Origin of the sequence: Rhizobium sp. BK399 (assembly GCF_014194695.1) — a bacterium.
GTDB lineage: Bacteria > Pseudomonadota > Alphaproteobacteria > Rhizobiales > Rhizobiaceae > Rhizobium.
The window spans coordinates 14,926-38,607 of the sequence record NZ_JACIAH010000016.1 but is presented as its reverse complement, the minus strand read 5'-3'; the positions used below and the strand labels follow the sequence as shown (position 1 = coordinate 38,607).

19 protein-coding genes are annotated in these 23,682 nt (G+C 59.3%); 12 read left to right on the top strand and 7 right to left on the bottom strand.

What is annotated here, in order from left to right; all coding sequences use genetic code 11:
* The first annotated feature begins 44 nt into the window (after positions 1–44).
* The 8 genes from ytfR (at position 45) to FHT97_RS24775 (ending at position 9,091) form a co-directional block, all read left to right on the top strand.
* The gene (gene ytfR / locus FHT97_RS24810; protein ID WP_183864564.1) at positions 45–1,568 is read left to right on the top strand and encodes a galactofuranose ABC transporter, ATP-binding protein YtfR; all 1,524 of its coding nucleotides are present in this window, start codon (positions 45–47) and stop codon (positions 1,566–1,568) included.
* Positions 1,565–2,584 (top strand): ABC transporter permease, encoded by a 1,020-nt coding sequence (locus FHT97_RS24805; protein ID WP_183864563.1) that lies wholly within the window; start codon positions 1,565–1,567, stop codon positions 2,582–2,584. The genes ytfR and FHT97_RS24805 overlap by 4 nt, the downstream gene beginning before the upstream one ends.
* On the top strand, positions 2,581–3,549 hold the full coding sequence (gene yjfF, locus FHT97_RS24800; RefSeq protein ID WP_183864562.1) for a galactofuranose ABC transporter, permease protein YjfF: 969 nt from the start codon (positions 2,581–2,583) through the stop codon (positions 3,547–3,549). Before FHT97_RS24805 ends, yjfF begins: the two co-directional genes overlap by 4 nt.
* A gap of 15 nt (positions 3,550–3,564) precedes the next feature.
* Positions 3,565–4,317 carry a FadR/GntR family transcriptional regulator gene (locus FHT97_RS24795; protein ID WP_040674286.1) on the top strand — a complete coding sequence of 251 codons (753 nt, stop codon included), beginning with the start codon at positions 3,565–3,567 and terminating at the stop codon, positions 4,315–4,317.
* A gap of 81 nt (positions 4,318–4,398) precedes the next feature.
* Entirely contained in the window at positions 4,399–5,760 is a 1,362-nt protein-coding gene (glmU, locus tag FHT97_RS24790) for a bifunctional UDP-N-acetylglucosamine diphosphorylase/glucosamine-1-phosphate N-acetyltransferase GlmU (RefSeq protein ID WP_183864561.1), read from the top strand.
* A 104-nt stretch (positions 5,761–5,864) separates the two neighbouring features.
* Positions 5,865–7,691, top strand: coding sequence for a glutamine--fructose-6-phosphate transaminase (isomerizing) (gene glmS / locus FHT97_RS24785; RefSeq protein WP_183864560.1), 1,827 nt, complete (start codon positions 5,865–5,867; stop codon positions 7,689–7,691).
* Between the two features lie 122 nt (positions 7,692–7,813).
* The gene (locus FHT97_RS24780; protein ID WP_183864559.1) at positions 7,814–8,518 is read left to right on the top strand and encodes a DUF502 domain-containing protein; all 705 of its coding nucleotides are present in this window, start codon (positions 7,814–7,816) and stop codon (positions 8,516–8,518) included.
* A gap of 87 nt (positions 8,519–8,605) precedes the next feature.
* Positions 8,606–9,091 (top strand): GNAT family N-acetyltransferase, encoded by a 486-nt coding sequence (locus tag FHT97_RS24775; RefSeq protein ID WP_183864558.1) that lies wholly within the window; start codon positions 8,606–8,608, stop codon positions 9,089–9,091.
* Between the two features lie 33 nt (positions 9,092–9,124).
* Here the strand turns inward: FHT97_RS24775 and recG are convergent, their stop codons facing one another.
* On the bottom strand, positions 9,125–11,230 hold the full coding sequence (gene recG, locus FHT97_RS24770) for an ATP-dependent DNA helicase RecG (protein ID WP_183864557.1): 2,106 nt from the start codon (positions 11,228–11,230) through the stop codon (positions 9,125–9,127).
* A gap of 92 nt (positions 11,231–11,322) precedes the next feature.
* Between recG and FHT97_RS24765 the strand changes: the two genes are divergently transcribed.
* Both FHT97_RS24765 and mfd read left to right on the top strand, forming a co-directional pair.
* Complete coding sequence (locus FHT97_RS24765; RefSeq protein WP_183864556.1) at positions 11,323–11,637, top strand: succinate dehydrogenase assembly factor 2; 315 nt, start codon at positions 11,323–11,325, stop codon at positions 11,635–11,637.
* The gene (mfd, locus tag FHT97_RS24760; protein ID WP_183864555.1) at positions 11,637–15,143 is read left to right on the top strand and encodes a transcription-repair coupling factor; all 3,507 of its coding nucleotides are present in this window, start codon (positions 11,637–11,639) and stop codon (positions 15,141–15,143) included. The genes FHT97_RS24765 and mfd overlap by 1 nt, the downstream gene beginning before the upstream one ends.
* Before the next feature lie 4 nt (positions 15,144–15,147).
* Here mfd and FHT97_RS24755 read toward each other — a convergent pair whose 3' ends face one another.
* Together FHT97_RS24755 and FHT97_RS24750 are read right to left on the bottom strand one after the other, a co-directional pair.
* Positions 15,148–15,819 carry a DsbA family oxidoreductase gene (locus tag FHT97_RS24755; RefSeq protein WP_183864554.1) on the bottom strand — a complete coding sequence of 224 codons (672 nt, stop codon included), beginning with the start codon at positions 15,817–15,819 and terminating at the stop codon, positions 15,148–15,150.
* 90 nt (positions 15,820–15,909) lie between these two features.
* A complete protein-coding gene (locus FHT97_RS24750) occupies positions 15,910–17,715 on the bottom strand; it encodes an extracellular solute-binding protein (protein ID WP_183864553.1) in 1,806 nt (601 codons plus the stop codon).
* A gap of 266 nt (positions 17,716–17,981) precedes the next feature.
* Between FHT97_RS24750 and FHT97_RS24745 the strand changes: the two genes are divergently transcribed.
* Complete coding sequence (locus tag FHT97_RS24745; RefSeq protein ID WP_183757271.1) at positions 17,982–18,641, top strand: invasion associated locus B family protein; 660 nt, start codon at positions 17,982–17,984, stop codon at positions 18,639–18,641.
* 113 nt (positions 18,642–18,754) lie between these two features.
* Here FHT97_RS24745 and hspQ read toward each other — a convergent pair whose 3' ends face one another.
* The 3 genes from hspQ to FHT97_RS24730 all read right to left on the bottom strand — a co-directional run bounded on the left by hspQ (position 18,755) and on the right by FHT97_RS24730 (position 21,045).
* The gene (gene hspQ, locus FHT97_RS24740; RefSeq protein WP_016553964.1) at positions 18,755–19,084 is read right to left on the bottom strand and encodes a heat shock protein HspQ; all 330 of its coding nucleotides are present in this window, start codon (positions 19,082–19,084) and stop codon (positions 18,755–18,757) included.
* Between the two features lie 154 nt (positions 19,085–19,238).
* The gene (gene glnA, locus FHT97_RS24735) at positions 19,239–20,648 is read right to left on the bottom strand and encodes a type I glutamate--ammonia ligase (RefSeq protein WP_016553963.1); all 1,410 of its coding nucleotides are present in this window, start codon (positions 20,646–20,648) and stop codon (positions 19,239–19,241) included.
* A gap of 58 nt (positions 20,649–20,706) precedes the next feature.
* A complete protein-coding gene (locus FHT97_RS24730) occupies positions 20,707–21,045 on the bottom strand; it encodes a P-II family nitrogen regulator (protein ID WP_003539626.1) in 339 nt (112 codons plus the stop codon).
* Between the two features lie 341 nt (positions 21,046–21,386).
* Here FHT97_RS24730 and FHT97_RS24725 point away from each other — a divergent pair, with 341 nt between their 5' ends.
* Complete coding sequence (locus FHT97_RS24725; protein WP_183864552.1) at positions 21,387–22,859, top strand: NAD(P)H-hydrate dehydratase; 1,473 nt, start codon at positions 21,387–21,389, stop codon at positions 22,857–22,859.
* A gap of 8 nt (positions 22,860–22,867) precedes the next feature.
* Here FHT97_RS24725 and FHT97_RS24720 read toward each other — a convergent pair whose 3' ends face one another.
* Positions 22,868–23,674 carry a DUF72 domain-containing protein gene (locus FHT97_RS24720; RefSeq protein WP_183864551.1) on the bottom strand — a complete coding sequence of 269 codons (807 nt, stop codon included), beginning with the start codon at positions 23,672–23,674 and terminating at the stop codon, positions 22,868–22,870.
* Positions 23,675–23,682: the final 8 nt, after the last annotated feature.

Here is a 23,682-nt window from a genome sequence, read left to right as displayed (position 1 = left end):
TTGATAGCGAGGCATGTCGGTCCATATCAGGAAAAGCTGCCTTCATGATTCACGATTTCGAGAACGTTCTGACCGCCACCGGGATATCGAAGTTCTTCCCCGGCGCCGTTGCGCTCGACAACGTCGATTTCTCGCTGCGCAAGGGCGAAGTGCATGCGCTTTTGGGCGAAAACGGCGCTGGAAAATCAACGCTGATCAAATGCATCACTGGAGCCTATCACCGCGACCAAGGGCGCCTTGCTCTCGACGGCACGGAAATTAATCCGTCCGATACGTTGGCCGCGCAAAGGCTTGGCATTGGCACGGTGTACCAAGAGGTCAACCTTCTGCCCAACCTGAGTGTCGCCGAAAACCTCTATCTCGGCCGCCAACCAAAACGGCTTGGCATGATCGACGTAAGGGCAATGAACCAGCAGGCACGGGCGCTGCTTGACCAATACGGTATAGAAGTTGACGTCACCGCGCAGCTCGATCGGTTTTCGGTCGCTGTCCAGCAGGTCGTCGCAATCGCCCGGGCTGTTGATTTGTCCGGCAAAGTTCTCATCCTCGACGAGCCCACGGCAAGCCTCGATACTCAAGAAGTCGCGATGCTCTTTCGTATCATGAGAAACTTGAAAGAGCGCGGCCTTGGCATTGTCTTTATTACCCATTTTCTGGAGCAGGTCTACGAAGTCAGTGATCGTATCACGGTGCTTCGCAATGGCAGGCTAGTTGGCACGCGCGAAACGTCCGAACTGTCTCGCCAGAGCCTCATCTCCATGATGCTCGGTCACGAATTGGCAAATGCCGAGGCAACTGCGCGCGCACATACCGTCGCGGCTGGCCCGGTCAAATACAGGTTCCAAGGCTACGGCAAACGCGGCAAAATCAAACCGTTCGACCTCGAGGTTCGTGTTGGCGAGGTGGTGGGCGTTGCGGGGCTGCTCGGTTCAGGCCGTACAGAGACTGCCGAGCTACTCTTCGGGATCGAGCAGGCAGACAACGGAACGGCAAGAGTCGACGGCAAGGAAGTGACGCTCTCGAATCCACGGGCGGCGATCCGCCATGGCTTCGGCTTCTGTCCGGAAGATCGTAAGACGGATGGGATTATCGGTGACCTTTCCATTCGCGAGAATATCGCCTTGGCGCTACAGGCCCGCAGGGGCTGGGCGCGACCGATTTCGCGCGCCGATCAAAATGCACTGGCCGATCGCTATATCAAGGCGCTCGACATCCGCACGACGGACAGGGAGAAGCCGATCCGTCTCCTGTCCGGCGGCAACCAACAGAAGGCAATCCTTGCCCGCTGGCTGGCCACCAATCCTGACTTTCTGATCCTCGACGAGCCAACCCGCGGCATCGACGTCGGCGCCCACGCCGAGATCATCCGCCTGATTGAGGACCTTTGCGCAAAAGGCATGTCTCTGATCGTTATTTCCTCGGAACTAGAAGAGCTTATCGCCTATAGCTCACGTATTTTGGTACTTCGCGATCGCGAGCATGTCGCAGAGCTGGCGGGCGACGATATCAGCACCGCGCGCATCGTCGACGCCATCGCCGCGGCCCAAAAGAAGACGGAGTACGCATGAAGTCGTCGCTCAATGCATTGCTGATCCGCTTGGCGCCGCAGCTTATTGCGCTCGCGCTCATTCTTCTTTTAAATTTCATAATGTTTCCGCAGTTCTTTAATGTGGTAGTTCAGAATGGCCGCCTATACGGTAGCTTGATAGATGTGCTGAACCGTGGAGCACCGGTTGCGTTGCTGGCAATCGGCATGACGCTTGTAATCGCGACCAAGGGGATCGACCTTTCGGTCGGCGCGGTGATCGCGATTTGCGGCGCGGTTGCTGCGTCATCCATCGTAGCCGGTCAATCGCTTGCAATGACACTGCTGGTGACGGTCGGGGTTGGGCTGCTTTGCGGCGTCTGGAACGGATTTCTGGTTGCCGTGCTCAATATTCAACCAATCATCGCGACACTCGTGCTGATGGTGGCTGGGCGGGGGATCGCGCAACTCATCACCGAGGGGGTCATCATGACCTTCAACGATGAAGGGCTGATCGCTCTTGGCAGCGGTTCGTTCGCCTTCCTTCCGATGCCTGTCATCATATGGCTGATCATGAGCGCCCTGGTGATCCTGCTGGTAAGGCGCACGGCGCTTGGCATGCTGATCGAAGTCACCGGCATCAATCGACGTGCAAGCACGCTGTCCGGCGTGCGGACGCCTGTACTGCTAATGGCCGTCTATATGTTGAGCAGCCTTTGCGCGTCGATCGCCGGGATCATCGTCGCCGCTGACATCAAGGGCGCGGATGCCAACAATGCCGGTCTTTGGCTGGAGCTCGACACGATCCTGGCCGTTGTCGTTGGTGGCAACTCGCTGCTTGGTGGGCGCTTCAGTATTGTGGGGTCGTTGATCGGGGCGATGATCATTCAGGCTGTAAACACCGGTATTTTGCTCTCAGGGTTCCCGCCGGAGTTCAACCTGATCATCAAGGCGGTGATCGTGATCGTGATCCTCGTCATTCAGTCGCCGGCGGTCCAATCGGCCGCGATCATCTTAAGCCGGCGATCGAGCGGCGTCAGGGAAGGCCAGATTCAATGAACTCGAAATATCTGCCGTTGCTTGCGACCGTCGTAATTTTCGTCCTGTCCTATGCTGTCTGCACACTGCAGTATCCGAACATCTTGTCCACCCGCGTCGTCGGCAACCTATTGACCGATAATGCCTTTCTCGGCATCGCGGCGGTCGGCATGACGTTTGTCATCATCTCGGGCGGCATCGACCTGTCGATCGGCTCTGTCATTGCTTTCACTGGCGTGTTCTTGGCTGTCGTTCTGCAGAACACGCCAATCCATCCGCTCCTTGCGTTTGCGCTGGTGCTGATCATCACGACGATCTTCGGCGCGGCAATGGGCGCTATCATCCACTACCTGGAAATGCCGGCTTTCATCGTGACGCTCGCGGGCATGTTCCTTGCGCGTGGCATGGCTTTTGTACTTTCGATCGACAGCATTCCGATCAATCACGATTATTACGGCACCTTGACCAGCATCTATTACAAGCTGCCGGGCGGCGGTCGACTGACGCTAATCGGCGGCATCATGCTTCTGGTTTTTGTCTCCGGCATATTCCTCGCCCACCGTACGCGGTTCGGGACCAATGTGTACGCCCTAGGCGGCGGCGCTCAGACGGCGCAATTGATGGGCGTTCCGCTGGGCCGCACGACAATCCAGATCTATGCATTATCCGGCTTTCTTGCCGGTCTATCGGGAATCGTTTTTTCGCTCTATACGTCGGCCGGTTATTCTCTGGCAGCAGTCGGCGTCGAGCTCGATGCGATCGCAGCAGTGGTCATTGGGGGGACGCTGTTGACCGGGGGGGCGGGATTCGTGGCAGGTACCTTCATCGGCATCCTGATCCAGGGCCTCATTCAGACCTACATCACCTTCGACGGGATGCTCTCGAGTTGGTGGACGAAGATCTTGATCGGCCTGTTGCTTTTTGCATTCATTCTAATGCAGAAGGTTATTCTCTTCCTTTCCAGTATGAATAAGAGGTATGCCTGAGCGGGGAGGTATTCGTTGCGTAGCAGATTGCTTGAGACCGGAAAGACAGCACGGAAATCACGGACGAGCCATGCCCAAGTCGTGGATGAGCTCGGCAGGGCGATTGTTGCGGGAAACTTTCCCGTTGGAAGTATTCTGCCGGGAGACGCCGAACTTGCTCAGCGCTTCAAGGTCTCACGCACAGTCCTTCGAGAAACGATGAAGACGCTCGCCGCAAAAGGGATGATCGTCGCCAAGGCCCGTGTCGGAACGCGCGTGACAGAGAAAAACCTCTGGAACATGTTCGATAGCGAGATCATAGCCTGGCATTTCGACAGCGGCGTGACGGAGGAATTCCTGCTCCAGCTTTACGATATCCGGCTAGCTTTCGAGCCGTTTGCCGCCGGTCTCGTCGCCGAAAGGGCAAGCAAGCAAGATGTCGAAAACCTGCGGACGCTGGCAACCGAGATGGCGGCCTTGGGTCATACCAGCGAAAGTCTGGCGCTGGCGGACCTTCACTTTCACCTGGCGATAGCCGAAGCCTCTCATAATCCCTTCATGCGAACACTGGGAAGTCTCATCGAAGCCGCATTGGTGGGGATGTTCCGCATCAGTACGCCGCCCTCACAGAACGGTTTCTCGGATATTGCCGACACGCACATGCGGATCGTCGATGCAATTGTTGCCGGCAATGTCGATGCGGCCCGACGGGCCATGGAGGTCGTCATCATCGACGGCCGCGATCACGTGCGTGAGGCCTATGCGGCCATGAGCAAGGTAACGGCCTGATCGATTTTGATCTTTGTCCCGCCGATGTCTTGCTGCTAAGAGGCAACAAAGACCGCAAACACCGGATTCTCGGAGCAGATCATGGAACGCACTTGCCTCGCCGTCATTCTCGCTGCGGGTGACAGCACGCGAATGAAGTCGTCGAAATCGAAGGTGCTGCATCCGATCGCAAACCGCCCGATGATCGCTCACGTCGCGGATGCCGTAGCCAAGAGTGATATTTCATCGGTCGCGCTCGTCGTGGGGCGCGATGCCGACGAAGTGGCGAGGGCCGCCCAGGTCGGAAGCGTTAAGATTGAGGCGTTCCTGCAAAGGGAGCGGCTCGGCACGGGCCATGCGGTGCTGGCAGCGCGCGAGGCGATCGCGCGCGGATACGACGACATCGTCGTGACCTACGGCGACGTGCCATTGCAGACAGAAGGACCGCTCAAAGCCGCACGCCAGCTCCTGGCCGAAGGTAGCGATGTGGTCGTGATCGGCTTTCACACCGACAAGCCGACTGGCTATGGCCGCCTACTCGTCAAGGATGGCGAACTGATCGCCATCCGCGAGGAACGGGATGCCACAGACGCGGAGCGTGCTGTGAAATGGTGCAACAGCGGCTTGATGGCGATCAACGGTCGCAAGGCGCTCGATCTCCTGTCCCGTATCGGCAACGGCAATGCCAAGGGCGAATACTACTTGACCGACCTGGTAGAGATCGTCCGCTCCATTGGCGGTCGCGTCACTGCTGTCGACGCGCCTGAAGTCGAAATGATGGGCTGCAACAATCGCGCTGAACTCGCGGTGATCGAACGATTCTGGCAAGAGCGCCGGCGCCACGAGATGATGATTTCGGGCGTGACGATGATCGCACCCGAAACCGTGTTCCTTTCCTACGACACCGCAATCGGGCAGGACGCACTGATCGAGCCGAACGTCGTGTTCGGCCCCGGCGCGACAATCGACGGTGGTGCGGTCATTCATGCTTTCTCGCACATCGAAGGCGCGCATGTCAGCGCCGGTGCAACCGTCGGCCCGTTTGCTAGACTTCGGCCGGGAGCCGATCTTGCCACTGGCTCGAAGGTCGGCAATTTCTGCGAGGTGAAGAACGGGAAGATCGGCGAGGGGGCCAAGGTCAATCACCTGACCTATATCGGCGACGCGAAGATCGGAGCCGGGGCGAACATCGGTGCCGGTACGATCACCTGCAACTATGACGGCGTCAACAAGTACGAAACACTGATCGGGGCAAATGCGTTCATCGGATCGAACTCCTCTCTCGTGGCGCCGGTCAGTATTGGCGACAACGCCTACGTGGCCTCCGGCAGCGTGATCACCGCGGATGTTCCGGCCGATGCGCTCGCTTTAGGCCGGGCGCGTCAGGAACTGAAACCGGGCAGGGCTACCGTGCTGCGCGAACGGGCATTGGCAATCAAGGCGGCAAAAAAGGCCAAGCCGTAAGTTTGCGCGTAACGTGCGGAAATCGAAAGTGACCGCCAAGGCCATTGAAAAAAAAGACAGAATCGTTACGAGTGGCCTCCGAACGGAAGGCCTTGGGGACCATTATGTGCGGTATTGTTGGAATCGTTGGAAACAGCCCGGTTGCGGGGCGTCTCGTTGATGCGCTGAAGCGGCTTGAGTACCGCGGCTATGACTCCGCGGGTGTTGCCACGATACATGACGGCGAGATGGCGCGTCGTCGTGCCGAAGGAAAGCTCTTCAATCTCGAAAAGCGCTTGGACAGCGACCCGCTGCCGGGAACGATCGGCATCGCGCATACGCGCTGGGCGACCCATGGCGTGCCCAACGAAACCAACGCGCATCCTCATTTCGTCGAGGGTGTTGCTGTCGTTCACAATGGCATCATCGAGAATTTCTCCGAGCTGCGTGACGAGTTGATCGCAGAAGGCGCCGTCTTCGACACGCAGACGGATACGGAAGTCGTCGCGCACCTCATGGCGAAGTATCTGCGTGATGGCCTCGAGCCACGCTCGGCGATGCTCAAGATGCTGAACCGGGTAACCGGTGCTTATGCGCTGGCAATCATGCTGCGGAGCGACCCCGGCACGATCATGGCAGCACGCTCCGGCCCGCCGCTTGCCGTCGGTTATGGCTCCGGCGAAATGTTCCTCGGCTCGGATGCGATTGCCCTTTCCCCCTTCACCAATGAGATCACCTATCTGGTCGACGGCGATTGGGCGGTGCTGACGCGGGATGGCGCGACGATCCTCGACTTTTCAGGCAATGAGGTGCGTCGCCCGCGGCAGATTTCGCAGACGACGGCCTATGTGGTGGATAAGGGCAATCACCGCCATTTCATGGAGAAGGAGATTTACGAGCAGCCCGAGGTCATCTCGCATGCCCTCAGCCATTACGTCGACTTCGCCAGCAACAAGATCAGCGACAACGTCAATGCGATCGATTTCAAGACCGCCTCCGGTCTGGCAATCTCCGCGTGCGGAACCGCCTATCTCGCCGGCCTCGTCGGCAAATACTGGTTCGAGCGCTATGCGCGCCTGCCCGTCGAGATCGATGTCGCCTCCGAATTCCGTTATCGCGAAATGCCGCTGTCGCCATCGCAGGCCGCGCTTTTCATATCGCAGTCGGGCGAGACCGCGGACACACTGGCGTCGCTGCGCTATTGCAAGGACCACGGGCTGAAGATTGGCGCTGTCGTCAACGTGAAAGAATCAACCATTGCCCGTGAGTCGGATGCCGTGTTCCCGATCATGGCCGGTCCGGAGATAGGCGTCGCCTCCACCAAGGCATTCACCTGCCAGTTGGCAGTCCTGGCGTCGCTGGCGCTCGGCGCCGGCAAGGCGAGGGGAACGATCAGCGCGAAACAGGAAACGGAATTGGTCCGTCATCTCGCGGAAATGCCCCGCATCATGAGCCACGTCCTAAACCTCATCCAGCCGCAGATGGAAAGCCTCGCACGCGAGCTCTCGAAATGCCGGGACGTCCTTTATCTCGGTCGCGGCACCAGCTTCCCGCTTGCCATGGAAGGCGCGCTCAAGCTCAAGGAAATTTCCTATATCCATGCCGAGGGCTACGCTGCGGGCGAACTCAAGCATGGGCCTATTGCACTGATTGATGAAAATATGCCGGTGATCGTGATCGCGCCGTTCGATCGTTTCTTCGACAAGACAGTATCGAACATGCAGGAGGTTGCCGCGCGCGGCGGTCGCATCATTTTTATCACCGACGCGGCCGGCGCGGCGGCATCGAAGCTACCGACGATGGCAACAATCGTGCTGCCCAATGTCAACGAAATCATCGCGCCGATGATCTTCTCGCTGCCGATCCAGCTGCTCGCCTACCACACCGCCGTCTTCATGGGCACGGACGTCGATCAGCCGCGCAATCTGGCAAAGTCGGTAACGGTGGAGTGACCGGTCGTCAAATCTTCTGATACTTGTGTGGCACCCCAATTTCTGGCAGCTTTTCAACTAGGAAAGCATGGGGGAGCTGATTTCCGATAGCCGGTCTGCTCAACGGAGTTCATCAGCACGCGATGACGGAAAAACTGCCCCGATTGCCAATAGCTACCCGTATCAGGAACAACTTCCTGGCGGGGCTCATCATTTGTGCGCCAATCGCAATCACGCTGTGGCTGACGTGGTCGATCGTACGATGGGCCGACAGTTGGGTGAAGCCCTATCTGCCTGCGCGCTATGATCCGGATAACTACCTGAACTTCGCCGTTCCCGGCTCCGGGCTGTTGATCGCGCTCGTCGCTATAACCCTGATTGGCTTCCTCGGCAAAAACCTGATCGGCCAAAGTATCGTTCAGTTCAGCGAATCGCTGGTGGTGCGCGTGCCACTGGTACGCAGCATCTATCAGAGCGTGAAGCAAATTTTTGAGACGGTGCTGAAGGACAAGACGAACTCGTTCAAAAAGGTCGGCCTCATCGAATATCCGAGCCCCGGCCTGTGGGCGCTCGTATTCGTCGCGACAGATGCCAAAGGCGAAATTGCCTCAAAATTCAAAGCCATGGGTCAGGACATGGTTTGCGTCTTTCTTCCGCCGACTCCGGTTCCCACGGCAGGATTTCTGATCTTCATCCCACGAGAGAAGATCGTTCCACTCGACATGTCGCCAGAGGACGCTGCAAAGCTCTTGATCTCTGGTGGCCTCGTCACGCCGGAAGAACTTGCCGCGCGCATGGCGAGACAAGAGCGAACGCGCAAGCCACTGCCGGCGCCGATCGAGATGTAACTTCTGCACCTGGCCGGCCTGCATCCGGGATCACGTCAGTTCGTTCGCCGTATCGCAGTGCATGGCGGTTGAAGGATGACATACGCAATGCTGATCAGACTCGCCACCACCGAAGACCGCTCCTCCATTTGGACTGTCATCGAACCGACAATTCGCGCTGGGCAGACCTACACACTCGACCGCGGCATGAGCGAGACCGATGCGCTTGCTTATTGGCTGGGGCCGGACAAAGAGACGTTCGTCGCCGAAGACGAAACGGGCGACATTCTCGGCACCTATTATCTCCGCGCCAACCAGGCGGGCGGTGGCGCACATGTCTGCAATTGTGGCTATATGACCGCAGCAGCGGCGAGCGGCAAAGGCGTAGCACGACAGATGCACGAGCACTCGCTCGTCCGAGCCCGCGAGCGTGGTTTCCGGGCGATGCAGTTCAATTTCGTCGTCAGCGCCAACGAACGCGCCGTTCGCCTCTGGCAATCGCTGGGCTTTGAGACGGTCGGCCGCTTGCCCGGCGCCTTCGAGCACCCGACAAAAGGCTACGTTGACGCTCTGGTAATGTTCCGGACGCTGTAGGGCGGCTTGAGCGCTGGGGGCGGTGGCTCGGCCTCATCCTGCATGCAGGAAGCGGATCGCCTCGTCGCGACGGAATAGGTAGAGCAGGGTACGTACGGCCTTGCCGCGCTCGCTGGTAAGTTCCGGATCGCGCTCGATCAAGTAGGCGGCATCCCGACGGGCGATTTCCAGCAGGTCGGCATGTGCCTCAAGGCTCGCGACGCGAAAGCCCGGGGTCCCCGACTGGCGCGTACCGAGCAACTCGCCTTCGCCGCGCAGCTTCAGGTCTTCCTCCGCGATGCGGAAGCCGTCTTCGGTTTCACGCATGATGGACAAGCGCGCATGACCTGTCTCGCCAAGCGGGCCCTTGTAGAGCAGAATACAGGTCGAAGCCTCGTCGCCACGGCCCACACGACCGCGCAGCTGATGCAGTTGCGCCAAGCCGAAGCGCTCCGCATGCTCGATCACCATGATGGTCGCATCGGGGACATCGACGCCGACTTCCACGACTGTTGTCGCGACCAAGAGGCGGATTTCGCCGTTCTTGAACGCCATCATCGCGGTATCCTTTTCCGGGCCGCTCATGCGGCCATGGATCAGGCCGATACCCGGACCGAGCGACGAGACGAGCGCTGCGTGACGCTCCTCGACCGACATGAGATCGCTCTCTTCGGACTCCTCGACGAGCGGGCAAATCCAGTACGCCTTCTTGCCTTCCGCCAGGGCGCTTTTCAGACGTCCGACGATCTCGCCGATGCGCTCTGTCGGAACAGTGATCGTCTGGATCGGCTTTCGGCCAGCGGGCTTCTCCGTCAGCTTGGAGACGTCCATGTCGCCGAAGGCAGCCAACACCAGAGTGCGCGGGATCGGCGTGGCCGTCATGACAAGCATATGCGGCGTGATACCCTTCGCCGTCAGGCGCAGGCGCTGGTGAACGCCGAAGCGGTGCTGCTCGTCGACGACGGCCAGCATGAGATTGCGGTAGTTGACGCTGTCCTGGAAGAGGGCATGGGTGCCTATGATGATTTGCGCCTCTCCCGATGCGATCCTTTCCAAGATGTCTTCACGCTCGCGCCCTTTGGTGCGGCCGGTGAGGACCTCTATCCCGAGGCCAGCGGAACCGGCAAATTTGGAGATCGTCGCATGGTGTTGGCGCGCAAGGATTTCCGTTGGCGCCATGAGGACCGCCTGGCCCCCGCTTTCGATCACCGCGGCCATCGACAAGAGAGCAACCAGCGTCTTGCCGGAGCCTACGTCGCCTTGGAGCAGGCGCAGCATCCGGTCTTCGCCAGCCATATCCTTCAGGATGTCGGCAATCGCGCTATTCTGGCTGTTGGTCGGCAAAAACGGCAGAGCCTGGAGGATCTGCCTACTGACCTGGCCGGTAGCGTGTACCGGCTGGCCGGCAACCTTACGCAAACGCTGGCGAACGAGGCTCAGCGATAGTTGGCCCGCGAGAAATTCGTCATAGGCAAGCCGGCGGCGGGAAGGGGCTTGCGGGTCGATATCCGAGGGATCGCGTGGTTCGTGGAGTCCATGGAAGGCGTCTGATATCGACGGCAGCCCCTGCTTCTGAGCAAGAGCCAAATCGATCCATTCCGGCAGTTCGGGCGTACGAGGCAGTGCCGCTTCGATGATCTTGCGCAGTGTCTTTGGTGAAAGACCTGCCGTGAGCGGATAAATCGGCTCAACGAGGGGCAGGTTCTCGGCTTCGCTGGCCCTCACGATATAGTCGGGGTGGACCATCGACGCACGGCCGTTGAACCAGTCGATCTTGCCACTAACGGTCACCTCCTCGTCCAAGGGCAGCTGCTTTTCCAGCCAGGCCGCCTGGCCGCGAAAGAAGACAAGGGTTAGTTCGCCGGTTTCGTCGTGTAGTGTGACGCGATACGGAATGTTGCTCTTGCCGCGCGGCGGTGCCTGATGACGATCGACACGCGCCGTGACGGTGACGATCGCACCCTGCGGCGCGCGGGCGATACCCGGTTGGTTTCGACGGTCGATCAGAGAGTGAGGCGCATGAAACAGCAGGTCCACGACACGCGTATCATCTGGCGTCTCGCGCCCGAGCAGCTTCACCAGCAACTCGGCGATCTTTGGGCCGACGCCGGGCAGAGCGGAAACTGGCGAAAACAGCGGATCGAGAATGGCTGGGCGCATGGCGGCAAAATGCGATGAACAATGCGGCCTTGGCAAGGCTGACAAGCCGCTTTCGAGGGTCTATAGAGGCGCATCAACAGGAAGGTAAAGCCATGACGGGTGTGTCACTCTCGAGCGCCGATCTTGATCCGCGTCGCCGCCGAATCCTCTTTCGCTGCTGGCATCGCGGCATCCGCGAGATGGATCTGGTGTTCGGGCAGTTCGCCGAGAAGGAGATCGCCACCCTGTCGGAAGCCGAGCTCGACGAGTTCGAAACCATCATGGCCGAAGAGGACAACGATCTCGTGCGCTGGATTATGGGAACCTGGCCAGTGCCTGAGCGTTTCCAGACGCCGATGTTTGCACGCCTTGCCGCCTACAAGCCCGATTTCGAATATCCAGCCGTCGCCCTCGCCAGGAATGCCTAATGACCTCAGGTTTTGACGCAAGGAAGCTGTCAGCGATCGCCGAGCCGCTGACAATCGGCAATGTGCCGACAGGTATGGAAGCTCTGTTGCTGGCCGATCTGGCACGCGCCGGCGAACCGGTCGCCTACGTCCTCTCCGACGGCCAGCGGATGATAGACCTTGAGCAGATGCTCGGCTTCGTTGCCCCCGAGATCCCGGTGCTAACTCTGCCGGCCTGGGACTGTCTTCCCTATGACCGCGTTTCACCGAGCGCCGACACATCTGCACGCCGTCTCGCGGCGCTGGGCGGTTTGATCGCCCATCACAGGAAACCGCATGCGGCGATCGTGCTGGTGACCGTCAATGCGATGCTGCAGAAAGTTGCTCCTCAAGAGATTATCGAAAGCCTTGCCTTCTCGGCCCGTCCCGGAAACACCGTGCGGATGGACGATATTGCCGGGCGCCTCGAACGCAACGGCTTCGACCGCGTCGCAACGGTTCGCGAGGTCGGCGAATATGCGGTGCGCGGCGGTATTCTTGATGTTTTCGTGCCCGGCTCCGAAGAGCCCGTTCGCCTCGATTTCTTCGGCGATACGCTCGAAAGCATCCGCAGCTTCGATCCGGCAAGCCAGCGCACAACTGGGCAGATCCGCTCGCTCGACCTCAACCCGATGAGCGAAGTCACGCTGACGCCCGATACGATCAGCCGTTTCCGGAAAAACTACCTTTCTTCGTTCGGCGCGGCGACGCGCGACGATGCGCTGTATCTCGCCATATCGGAGGGGAGACGCTACCCCGGCATGGAGCATTGGCTGCCGCTTTTCTACGAGAAGCTGGAGACGGTGTTCGACTATCTCAGAGGCTTCCGGATGGTCACCGATCATACTGTGCGCCAAGCCGCTGAGGAACGCTCCAAGCTCGTCTTCGACTACTATGACGCGCGCCTGAATTCCGGACAGCCCGCCAAGGGGCAGATGGCGCAAGGAACGCCCTATAAGCCGGTGACGCCCGGCCAGCTCTATTTGGACGGAAAGACTTTCGCCAACACGCTCGACGCGTTCAACGCGATGCGCATTTCACCCTTTAACGAGCATGAGGGAGAGGCGCGTCGCGTGATCAATCTCGACGCTCGCCAAGGCGAGCGCTGGGCGCGCTCGAACGCCGAGGGTGGGGGGAATGCTGAGCGCATCAATGTGTTCGACGCGGTTGTGAAGCACATTGCCGACAAGCGCTCCTCCGGTGCGAAGGTGCTGATCACCGCCTGGACGGAAGGATCGCTCGAACGTCTGCTGCAGGTTCTGAACGAACACGGGCTCGAGCGCGTGAAGCCGGTCGGCGCGCTGAAGGAGATCGACGGCCTTGCCAAGGGTGAGGCGGCGGCTGGCGTGCTCAGTCTCGAATCCGGATTTGAAGTCGGCAATCTGGTCGTCATCGGCGAACAGGACATTCTCGGCGACCGCATGGTGCGACGCTCGAAGCGACGCAAGCGTGCCGCCGATTTCATCTCCGAGGTTGCCGGTCTTGACGAGGGCTCGGTCGTCGTCCACGCGCAGCATGGTATCGGCCGATTTGTCGGCCTGCGAACCATCGAAGCGGCCGGTGCACCGCACGCCTGCCTCGAGCTACAATATGCAGACGAGGCGAAGCTGTTCCTGCCGGTCGAGAACATCGATCTCCTGTCGCGCTATGGGGGCGAGGGGACGGAAGCCCAGCTCGACAAGCTCGGCGGCGGCGCATGGCAGATGCGCAAGGCCAAACTCAAGAAGCGGCTGCTTGATATGGCGGATGCACTCATCCGCATTGCTGCCGAGCGCCTGACCCGCCATGCGCCCGTGCTAACGACGCCGGAAGGGCTTTACGACGAGTTTGCCGCTCGCTTCCCTTACGACGAGACGGAGGATCAGGATAATGCCATCGAGGCTGTGCGCTCCGACCTTGGAGCCGGCCGACCGATGGACCGCCTCGTTTGCGGCGACGTCGGCTTCGGCAAGACTGAGGTGGCGCTTCGCGCTGCGTTCGTTGCGGCGATGAACGGCATACAGGTTGCCGTCGTCGTGCCGACCACATTGCTAGCGCGCCAACACTTCAAGACCTTCGCCGAGCGGTTCCGCGGCCTGCCGGTTCGCATCCAGCAAGCCTCGCGCCTCGTCGGCTCGAAGGAGCTGGCGTTGACGAAGAAGGAAGTAGCAGAGGGCAAGACGGATATCGTCGTCGGCACCCATGCGCTTCTTGGCGCCGGGATCAAGTTTGCCAATCTGGGCCTCCTGATCATCGACGAAGAGCAGCATTTCGGCGTCAAGCACAAGGAACGCTTGAAGGAACTGAAAAGCGATGTCCATGTGCTGACGCTCTCGGCGACACCGATCCCGCGCACGCTGCAGCTCGCGATGACCGGGGTACGCGAGCTGTCGCTGATCACGACGCCGCCGGTCGACCGCATGGCGGTTCGCACCTTCATTTCGCCCTTCGATTCGCTTGTCATCCGCGAAACGTTGATGCGCGAACATTATCGTGGCGGCCAGAGCTTCTATGTCTGCCCGCGTCTCGCAGATTTGGAGGACGTACATGCCTTCCTGCGCTCGGATGTGCCGGAATTGAAGGTCGCCGTTGCGCACGGCCAGATGCCGGCGGGCGAGCTTGAGGACATCATGAACGCCTTCTACGAGGGCCGCTATGACGTGTTGTTGTCGACGACGATCGTGGAATCGGGTCTCGACGTGCCAACGGCCAATACGCTGATCGTGCACCGCGCCGACATGTTCGGCCTGGCGCAGCTCTACCAGCTGCGTGGTCGCGTCGGACGTTCGAAGGTGCGCGCTTTTGCGCTCTTCACGCTGCCGGTCAACAAGGTGCTGACGGCGACGGCGGAACGGCGCCTCAAGGTGCTGCAGTCGCTCGACACGCTCGGCGCCGGCTTCCAGCTTGCCAGCCACGATCTCGACATTCGCGGCGCAGGAAACCTGCTCGGCGAAGAGCAGTCCGGCCATATCAAGGAAGTCGGTTTCGAACTCTACCAGCAGATGCTCGAAGAGGCCGTCGCGGAAGTAAAGGGCGTCGATGAGATCCAGGACACCGGCTGGTCGCCGCAGATCTCGGTCGGCACCTCAGTCATGATCCCCGACGGTTACGTGCCGGACCTGCATCTGCGCATGGCACTCTATCGCCGCCTCGGCGAGATCACGGAACTGAAGGAAATCGATGCCTTCGGCGCAGAAATGATCGATCGCTTCGGCCCCATGCCGATCGAGGTCCAGCACCTTCTAAAGATCGTGTATGTGAAATCGCTCTGCCGGGTCGCCAACGTGGAGAAGCTGGATGCAGGTCCCAAGGGGGTGGTCATCCAGTTCCGCAATAAGGAGTTTCCGAATCCAGCGAACCTGGTTGGCTACATCGCCAAGCAGGGAACGATGGCAAAGATTCGGCCGGACCAGAGCGTCTTCCTCACACGCGATCTGCCGACGCCGGAAAAGCGGCTGCAGGGCGCAGCCGTTATCATGACGCAGCTTGCGGAAATGGCGAAGGGGTAAGGGCTCAGTTCATGCCGGCGCGCGCTTCCGCCTTCGCCTTGGCGATGTCGCGGAGCGCGCCTGCCAGAACGTCCGGCGTCTGAGCCCCGCTGACGGCATATTGCTGGTCGAAGATAAAGAACGGCACACCATTCACGCCCATCTTCTGCGCCGCCTCGATCTCTTCGACCACCAGGACCGTATCGGCATCGGAGGCGAGCAGCGACGCAGTGACCGTGCGGTCGAGGCCCGCCTTCTCGGCAACGTCGAGCAGCACGGCATGATCGCCGACATTGCGGCCTTCCTCGAAGTTCGCCTTGAACAGGCCGTTGACGACCTTGTCCGCCTTGTCGCGGTCCTCAACCATTGCCCAATGGATCAGGCGATGCGCATCCAGCGTATTCGGGCCGATCTTGATCGCCTCGAAATCGAAGTTGATGCCGACGTCGCGACCAAGTTCGCTAAGCATCTTGTGCCCCTCAGCGACACGCTCGGCGCCACCAAGCTTCTGCTCCAATGCCTTCTTCTGGTCGACGCCTTCCTTGGGATAGTCGGGGTTGAGGCGGTAGGGGCGCCAATTGATGTCCACGCCGATCTCGTCCTGAACCTCGGCAATCGCAAGCTCCAGCCGCGCCTTGCCAAGATAGCACCACGGGCAGACGACGTCGGAGACAACGTCGATGGTAATGCGTTCCATGGGCTTTTCCTTTTTCTTCCTGAAATCGAACCTTCCCGCCATCTAGGCCCTGTGGCGGGCGACTTCAACCAGGCAGGAAAAGGGAACCGCCTATTGCACGCTCTGATCCCACCACGCCGGCAACTGATAGCCATAGAGCGGCACGGTATCGGGGTGGCCGATCCGTTTGCTACGCGCAACCCATTGCTTATCAACATGATAGAGCGGCAGGACATAGTGCCCCGACAACAGCATTCGATCGTGCGAGCGCACTGCAGCCGTAAAGTCCTCCGCCGAACGGGCGGTGAGGATATGCTGGATCAGCGTATCAACGTCAGGGTCGGCAACGCCAGCAAAGTTGTCAGTGCCATCCCGTTCCTTGGCAGCGGAAGACCAACGTCCGAGCTGTTCGATGCCGGGAGACAGGGATGAGGTGTACGACTTCACGATCACATCGTAGTCAAAACTGCTGGTGCGGCTCTGATACTGCGAATCGTCCACCGTGCGGATTGTCGCTCCAATGCCGAGCAGTTGCAGCGAACGCTGATAGGAGACCGCGAGCTTCTCCTGGTCGGTGTTCTGCGTCATGATTTCGAAGGTGAGCGGACGTCCGTTGGCGTCGCTCATCTTGCCATTCTTGATCGTGTAACCCGCCTCCTTGAGGAGCGCGGCGGCCTGCTTCAGAACATTGCGATCGCGCCCCGAACCATCGGTAACCGGAAGCTTATACGTACCGTCAAGAATCGCTGGATCGATTCGATCCTTGATCGGGCCGAGAAGCTTCAGTTCGCGTTCATCAGCCGGCACGCCGAAGCTCGACAGCTCGGAGTTCTGCCAGAAGCTCTGGGTGCGGATATAGGCGTTCGAGAAGAGGTTCTTGTTCGCCCATTCGAAATCGAAGACCAGCGACAGCCCCTCGCGAAGCTTCGCGTTGGCAAACACCGGCCGCCGCGTATTGAAGACGAAGCCGAACATGCCGCTCGGCAGCTTCGGTTCGAACGTGTCCTTGGCGACGTTGCCCGAGGTGACCGCGGGGAAGTTATACGCGCTTGCCCAATGGCCGGGACTGCCGTCGGGATAGATGTCGACGTCACCCTTCTTGAAGGACTCAAAGAGCGTCGTGTCCTGCAGGAAATACTGGACCGAAATCTGATCGTAATTGTCGAGGCCGACCTTGGCCGGAATATCCTTGCCCCAATAATTGGGATCGCGCTCGAAGGTGATGCTTTCGCCGGGCTTCAGCGCCTTGATCCTGTAGGGGCCGGACCCGACGGGCGGCGTGAGCGACGAACGATCAAATGTCTCTGGATCGATGGCATGCTTCGGCAGGATCGGCGTTGACCCGGCCAGGATCAGCGGGAATTCGCGATCGGCCTTGTCATTAAAGGTGAAGCGAACACTGTGATCGCCGACCTTCTCCATCTTCTCGACGGCATTCAACCGCGTGCTGAAGGGGACGCGGCCCTTGTCCTTGAGCAGATTGAGCGTGAAAATCACATCATCGGGTGTCACCGGCTGACCGTCAGACCATTTGGCGGCCGGGTTGAGATTGAACTGGATGAAGGTCCGGTCTTCATCCCATTCAACGGATTCCGCCAGCAGCCCGTAGAGCGTGAATGGCTCATCGCGCGAGCGCAGCATCAGCGTTTCGAAGACAAGGTTTCCGTATTCCGGATCCCACATGCCGCGCGCCGTCGTGCGCATGCTTTTCAGGATGAACGGATTGAGGCTATCGAAGGTGCCGACGACGCCATAACTGATCTTGCCGCCCTTCTTCACATCGGGATTAACGTAAGGAAGATTCTTGAAATCGGCGGGTAGGGCCGGCTCGCCATGCATCGCGATGCCATGCACGGGCTCTGCGAGAGCTGCGCTGCCAACCAAGGTGAAAATGACGGGGAGAACGATCCGGAGCATCGTTGAGGTCCTTTCCGGGAACGGCACGATTCGGCGCAAGACTATCACGCGGCCGCGGCAATTCACCATCCGCGCCGAATTCTTTCGGATCACTCCGAAAAGGCCAAAGAAATACTGGATATCTAGCCCGACGCGATGTAACAGGGGAACCCGAAGTCGGGGGTCATGCATTTGCCTCATTGTTTTAAGAGGTGGAGTGCGAACAACCCTGTTGGTGAGGATGGCACGTTGTCGTCCCTAAGGGATTTCAGGAGACGGAATTCGTTATGATGTTCAAGGCTGAAAACAAAACGCGGGCAGCCCTGTCCGTTCTGGCAGTGATGCTTGGTGCTGCAGCGGCTCCGGTATCGTCCTACGCGCAGGAGGCAGCAGCACCCGCCGATGCGCCTGCCACGGCTGCCGGCGCTCCGCGTCTCGGCTGGTACAAAACCTGCAGCAAGCAGGAAGACAATGATGTCTGCGTCGTCCAGAACGTCGTTCTCGCAGGCGGCGGCCAGCTCGTTACGGGCGTCGGCCTCATCAGCGTCTCCGGCAAGATCAACAACAAGAGCCTTCAGGTTTCTGTTCCCCCGGCACGTCTGATCCCGCCAGGTGTAGCGATGCAGATCGACGGCGGCAAGGCACAGAAGATCGACTACCTGATGTGCATGCCCGACCGTTGCGTCGCCCAGATCCCGCTGACCGACGCCATGGTCGCCAGCCTGAAGAAGGGCACCGATCTGGTTCTGACCTCGATCAACTTCCGTCGTGCGCCGAACCCGATCAAGATCTCGCTCGAAGGCTTCACCGGCGCATTCGATGGCGAAGCGGTTTCCGCCTCCAAGCTCGCCGAAAGCCAGAAGAGCCTGCAGGACAGCATGCAGAAGAAGGCTGACGAAGCGCGCAAGAAGCTCGAAGAAGCCCAGAAGGCTGCCAAGGCTCAGTAATCTGGCCCATCGGAATTGTCGAAGAACCCGGCCTCGCGCCGGGTTTTTTGTTGCCCAATCCAGACAAAGAAAAACCCCGCGGCGAGCGGGGTTTTGAATTATGGCAGTGAACGTTAGTGGGCGAAGCTCATCTTGGGTTTGAACTGCCCCGTCGGTGCCATATCGAAAATCTGATAGACCTGTTCGTTGCGGAGCGGGACGCCGCTCTCGTCGTTCACCAGGTTCTGCTCGGATACGTAGGCAACGTATTCGTTTTCATCATTCTCTGCCAGCAGGTGATAGAAGGGTTGATCCTTGCTGGGGCGCACTTCGGCGGGAATGGAGTTCCACCATTCTTCCGTGTTCGCGAATTCCGGATCGACATCGAAGATGACGCCGCGAAACGGAAATACCTTGTGCCGAACCACTTCGCCGATACTGAACTTAGCTACTCTTTCTTTCATGGTACGACTTCCTTTCATCACCTGATTTGGTGATTGGCCCCACTCAAATCAAGATTTGTGCGGGATCTCGTCACATGAGTGTCACATACGCCATTTGACGACCATGACATCGGTCGGTGAAGCCCCGGCGGGAGCCGGGGCCTCGGTTTTGAGATCAAGCCGAATAGTACATGTCGTATTCGACTGGGTGCGGGGTCATGTCGTAGCGCATGACTTCCGTCATCTTCAGCTCGATGAAGCTGTCGATCTGGTCGTCGTCGAAGACGCCGCCAGCGGTCAGGAACTTGCGGTCCTTGTCGAGGCTTTCCAGCGCTTCGCGCAGCGAGCCGCAGACAGTCGGGATCTTCTTCAGTTCCTTCGGCGGCAGATCGTAGAGATCCTTGTCCATGGCCTTGCCAGGATGGATCTTGTTCTTGATGCCATCGAGGCCAGCCATCAGCATCGCTGCAAAGGCGAGGTACGGGTTCGCCATCGGATCCGGGAACCGGACTTCGACGCGCTTTGCCTTCGGGTTGCTGCCGAACGGAATGCGGCATGAAGCCGATCGGTTGCGCGCCGAATAGGCGAGCAGAACCGGTGCTTCATAGCCCGGGACGAGACGCTTGTAGGAGTTCGTCGACGGGTTGGTGAAGGCATTCAGCGCCTTGGCATGCTTGATGATGCCACCGATGAAGTAGAGGCAGGATTCGGAAAGACCTGCATACTCGTCGCCGGCGAAGCCTGGCTTGCCGCCCTTCCAGATCGAAAGGTGTACGTGCATGCCCGAACCGTTGTCGCCGAAGATCGGCTTCGGCATGAAGGTTGCCGTCTTGCCGTAGGCGTTGGCGACTTGGTGCACGACGTACTTGTAGATCTGCATCTTGTCGGCGTTGCGAACGAGCGTGTCGAACTTGATGCCGAGCTCGTGCTGAGCAGCAGCCACTTCGTGGTGGTGCTTCTCGACGACAACGCCCATTTCCGACAGAACCGTCAGCATTTCGGAACGCATGTCCTGGCAGCTGTCGATCGGCGGAACCGGGAAGTAGCCGCCCTTGACGCGCGGACGGTGACCGAGGTTGCCGGTCTCGTATTCGGTGTCGTCGTTGGACGGCAGTTCCGTGGAGTCCAGCTTGAAGCCAGTATTGTAAGGGTCGGCCTTGTAGCGAACGTCGTCGAAGACGAAGAATTCAGCTTCCGGGCCGACGAAGACCGTGTCGCCGATACCGGATGCCTTCAGGTAAGCTTCAGCCTTCTTGGCGGTGCCGCGCGGATCGCGGTTATAGGCCTCGCCGGAGACGGGATCGAGGATATCGCAGAGGATGACCATGGTGGACTGCGCGAAGAACGGGTCCATGTGGACCGTTTCCGGGTCGGGCATCAGCACCATGTCGGATTCGTTAATGGCCTTCCAGCCAGCGATCGAGGAACCGTCGAACATGACGCCATCGGCAAACATGTCTTCGTCGACACACACGACGTCCATCGTGACGTGCTGCAGCTTGCCCTTGGGATCGGTGAAGCGCAGATCGACGAACTTGACGTCGTTTTCCTTGATTTGCTTAAGAATTTCGCTTGCGGTCGCCATTAAATAGTTCCTTTATTTGAGATGACGATACTTTGGCTCGCCGGAAAGGCGATAAAGATTAGATTGCGTCGATACCGGTCTCGCCGGTACGAATGCGGATGACTTCTTCCACATTTGACACGAAAATCTTGCCGTCGCCGATGCGTCCGGTTTGTGCGGCCTTGCGGATGGCGTCGATGACGGCTTCCGCATTCTCGTCCGCGAGAACGACTTCCACCTTCACCTTCGGCAGAAAGTCGACAACATATTCAGCGCCACGGTAGAGTTCCGTATGGCCTTTCTGGCGACCGAAGCCCTTCGCTTCCGTAACTGTAATGCCCTGCAGGCCAACTTCCTGAAGGGCTTCCTTCACTTCGTCGAGCTTGAAGGGCTTGATGATCGCTTCGATCTTTTTCATGAGAAAATGACTCTCCGCTTCTCCCGTTAATGGCAGGCTCAGACCTGCTGCCGTGATGATGCAGTTATCGTGCCAGTTGGGAAGCTGATTTTTCGAAAAATGAGCCTCGCTGCTCATAAAAGTCCGCAATCTCGGGGATTTTCATCGATTTTCAGCCCAGAACTTTCCAGAATCGATCCGCCAGACGCAATTTCGGGCCGTTTTTCGGAACATTCGCCCGCACTAATGGTCCGCACAAATGCGCGGCAATTGTATATTTTTTATGCATTTGATTATTTTATGAGCTCACCACCAATCAATCAGCCGGTTGTTATTTAGGCGATTTCTGTTTGAATGCGGCGATGATCGATGAAATCTCCGAGTTACTCCTTACTCCAGAGGAAATGACGGCAGTCGATGCGGCGGCAACGGGATCCGGGATCGACAGCTATGCGCTCATGGAGCGCGCAGGAGCAGCAATTGCCGCCACCTTGTTGCGTCATTTTCCCACCGTCCTTCGCGCCGTCGTCCTTTGCGGGCCTGGCAATAACGGCGGCGATGGCTATGTCGCAGCGCGCCACCTGGCAGAGAGCGGCGTTGCCGTGGAGATTTTCCAGTTGGGGGAACCGGGGAGGCTCAAGGGAGATGCCGCTCGGGCAAGGGATAGCTTCCCGACCATGGTTCGGCCACTTGAATCCTATCAGCCGCGGAGCGGCGATGTGGTGATCGACGCCATCTTTGGCGCTGGCCTTGCACGTGATGTTCCGGCCGACGTTAGAGACGCAATCGAACGGGTAAGTGGAGCAGGTGTGCCGGTTATTGCCGTCGACCTGCCATCCGGTGTTGATGGTCGCAGCGGATCGGTCCTACGCGCTGCATTTGCCGCCAGCAGAACCGTCACCTTCATGACGCGAAAGCCCGGGCATCTCCTGATGCCGGGGCGCAAACTCTGCGGTGAACTCGAAGTCTTTGATATCGGCATACCCGGCCGCATCATCCGCGCAGCGAAGAAACAGCAGATCGCCGAAAATAGACCCGAACGTTGGCGTGAGGTTTTGCCTTCTGCCGGCCTGGAGACACACAAATACAAGCGAGGTCACCTAGTCGTCTTCTCCGGCGAAGCGAGCAAGACAGGCGCCGCGCGGATGTCTGCTATGGCAGGGCTGAAGGCGGGGGCAGGGCTGGTGACAATCGCCACGCCGGACGATGCGATCGACGAGAATGCAGCACATCTGACCGCGATCATGCTGCATCCGATCGAGGACGAGGCGGCACTCCGCGATTGGCTGCATGACGCGCGGCTGCAGACCTTCGTTCTCGGGCCGGGTTTCGGCGTAGGCAAGAAGGCACGTCGGTTCGTCGCCGCGTTGTCCGAGAGGCATCTGGTGCTGGATGCCGACGGGCTCTCCTCGTTCAAAAGTGCCCCTGACGAGCTGTTTTCAAAGTTTTCCGGCAAGCCGCGTCTAGTGCTTACGCCACACGAGGGCGAGTTCGGTAGACTGTTTCCCGATATCGCCGCCGACACCGCCATGGGAAAGGTCGAAAAGGCGCGAGCAGCAGCGACACGGGCAAACGCCGCAATCGTCTACAAAGGGGCTGACACCGTCATCGCCTCACCCGACGGCAGAGCTTACATCAACACCAACGCACCCGTTTGGCTCGCGACCGCCGGCTCCGGTGATGTTCTGGCTGGGATCATCGGAGCGCTCATGGCTCAAGGAGTTCCCGCTTTCGAGGCCGCCGCTGCGGGCGTCTACATGCATGGAGAGGCCGGCATGCGGGCGGGCAAAGGACTGACGGCGGAAGACCTGGCGACGCAGGTTCGTCCGCTCTGACGACAGGCCTACCGCGACACCGCTTCCTGCAATGCCATTGCTCCAAAGGGCGCATTGACTTTGCCTTCGTGGATCATGAAGGCGAAGACATCCCGCGGCTCGGCCGCAACCTGGCGCTCGCCATCAATCAGAGGCAGATCGCCCGGTACCTTGCCATCCGCCCAGGTTTCGAGGCGCGTGGCCCAAGCTTTCAAATCACTCGGCGCGTAGCAGGTCTTGATCTCATCGGAACCTTGCTGCAGGCGCGCATAGACAAAGTCGGCCGTAACATCCGCTATCATCGGGTAGTCGAAATGCTCGGCGACAACTGGTGCGACGGCATATTTCTCCAGCAGCGCCACGAACTCGGGAACCTTGAAGGAATCGTGTCGGACCTCGACGACGTGCCTCAGGGGAAGCCCGTCCTGCTTTGCCGGCAGCAGCTTGAGAAAGCCTTCGAAATCATCCGGATCGAACTTCTTCGTCGGTGCGAACTGCCAGAGGATTGGTCCAAGGTGCGGACCAAGCTCCGTTAAACCTTGCGTCAGGAAACGCTCCATCGACTCGCCAGCCTCCGCCAGCACGCGACGATTGGTGACAAAACGGCTGGCCTTGAGCGAAAAGATAAAGCCGTCAGGCACATCCGCAGCCCATTTGGCGAAGGTTTCCGGCTTCTGCGAGCTGTAATAGGTGCCGTTGATCTCGATGACCTTCAGCTGGCGGCTTGCGTAGTGCAGCTCGTCCTTCTGCTTCAGATCCCCAGGGTAGAAGTGGTCCCGCCATGCCTCGAAGGTCCAGCCGCCGATGCCGACGCGAACATTGCCGGATTTCGTCATTCCTTCCT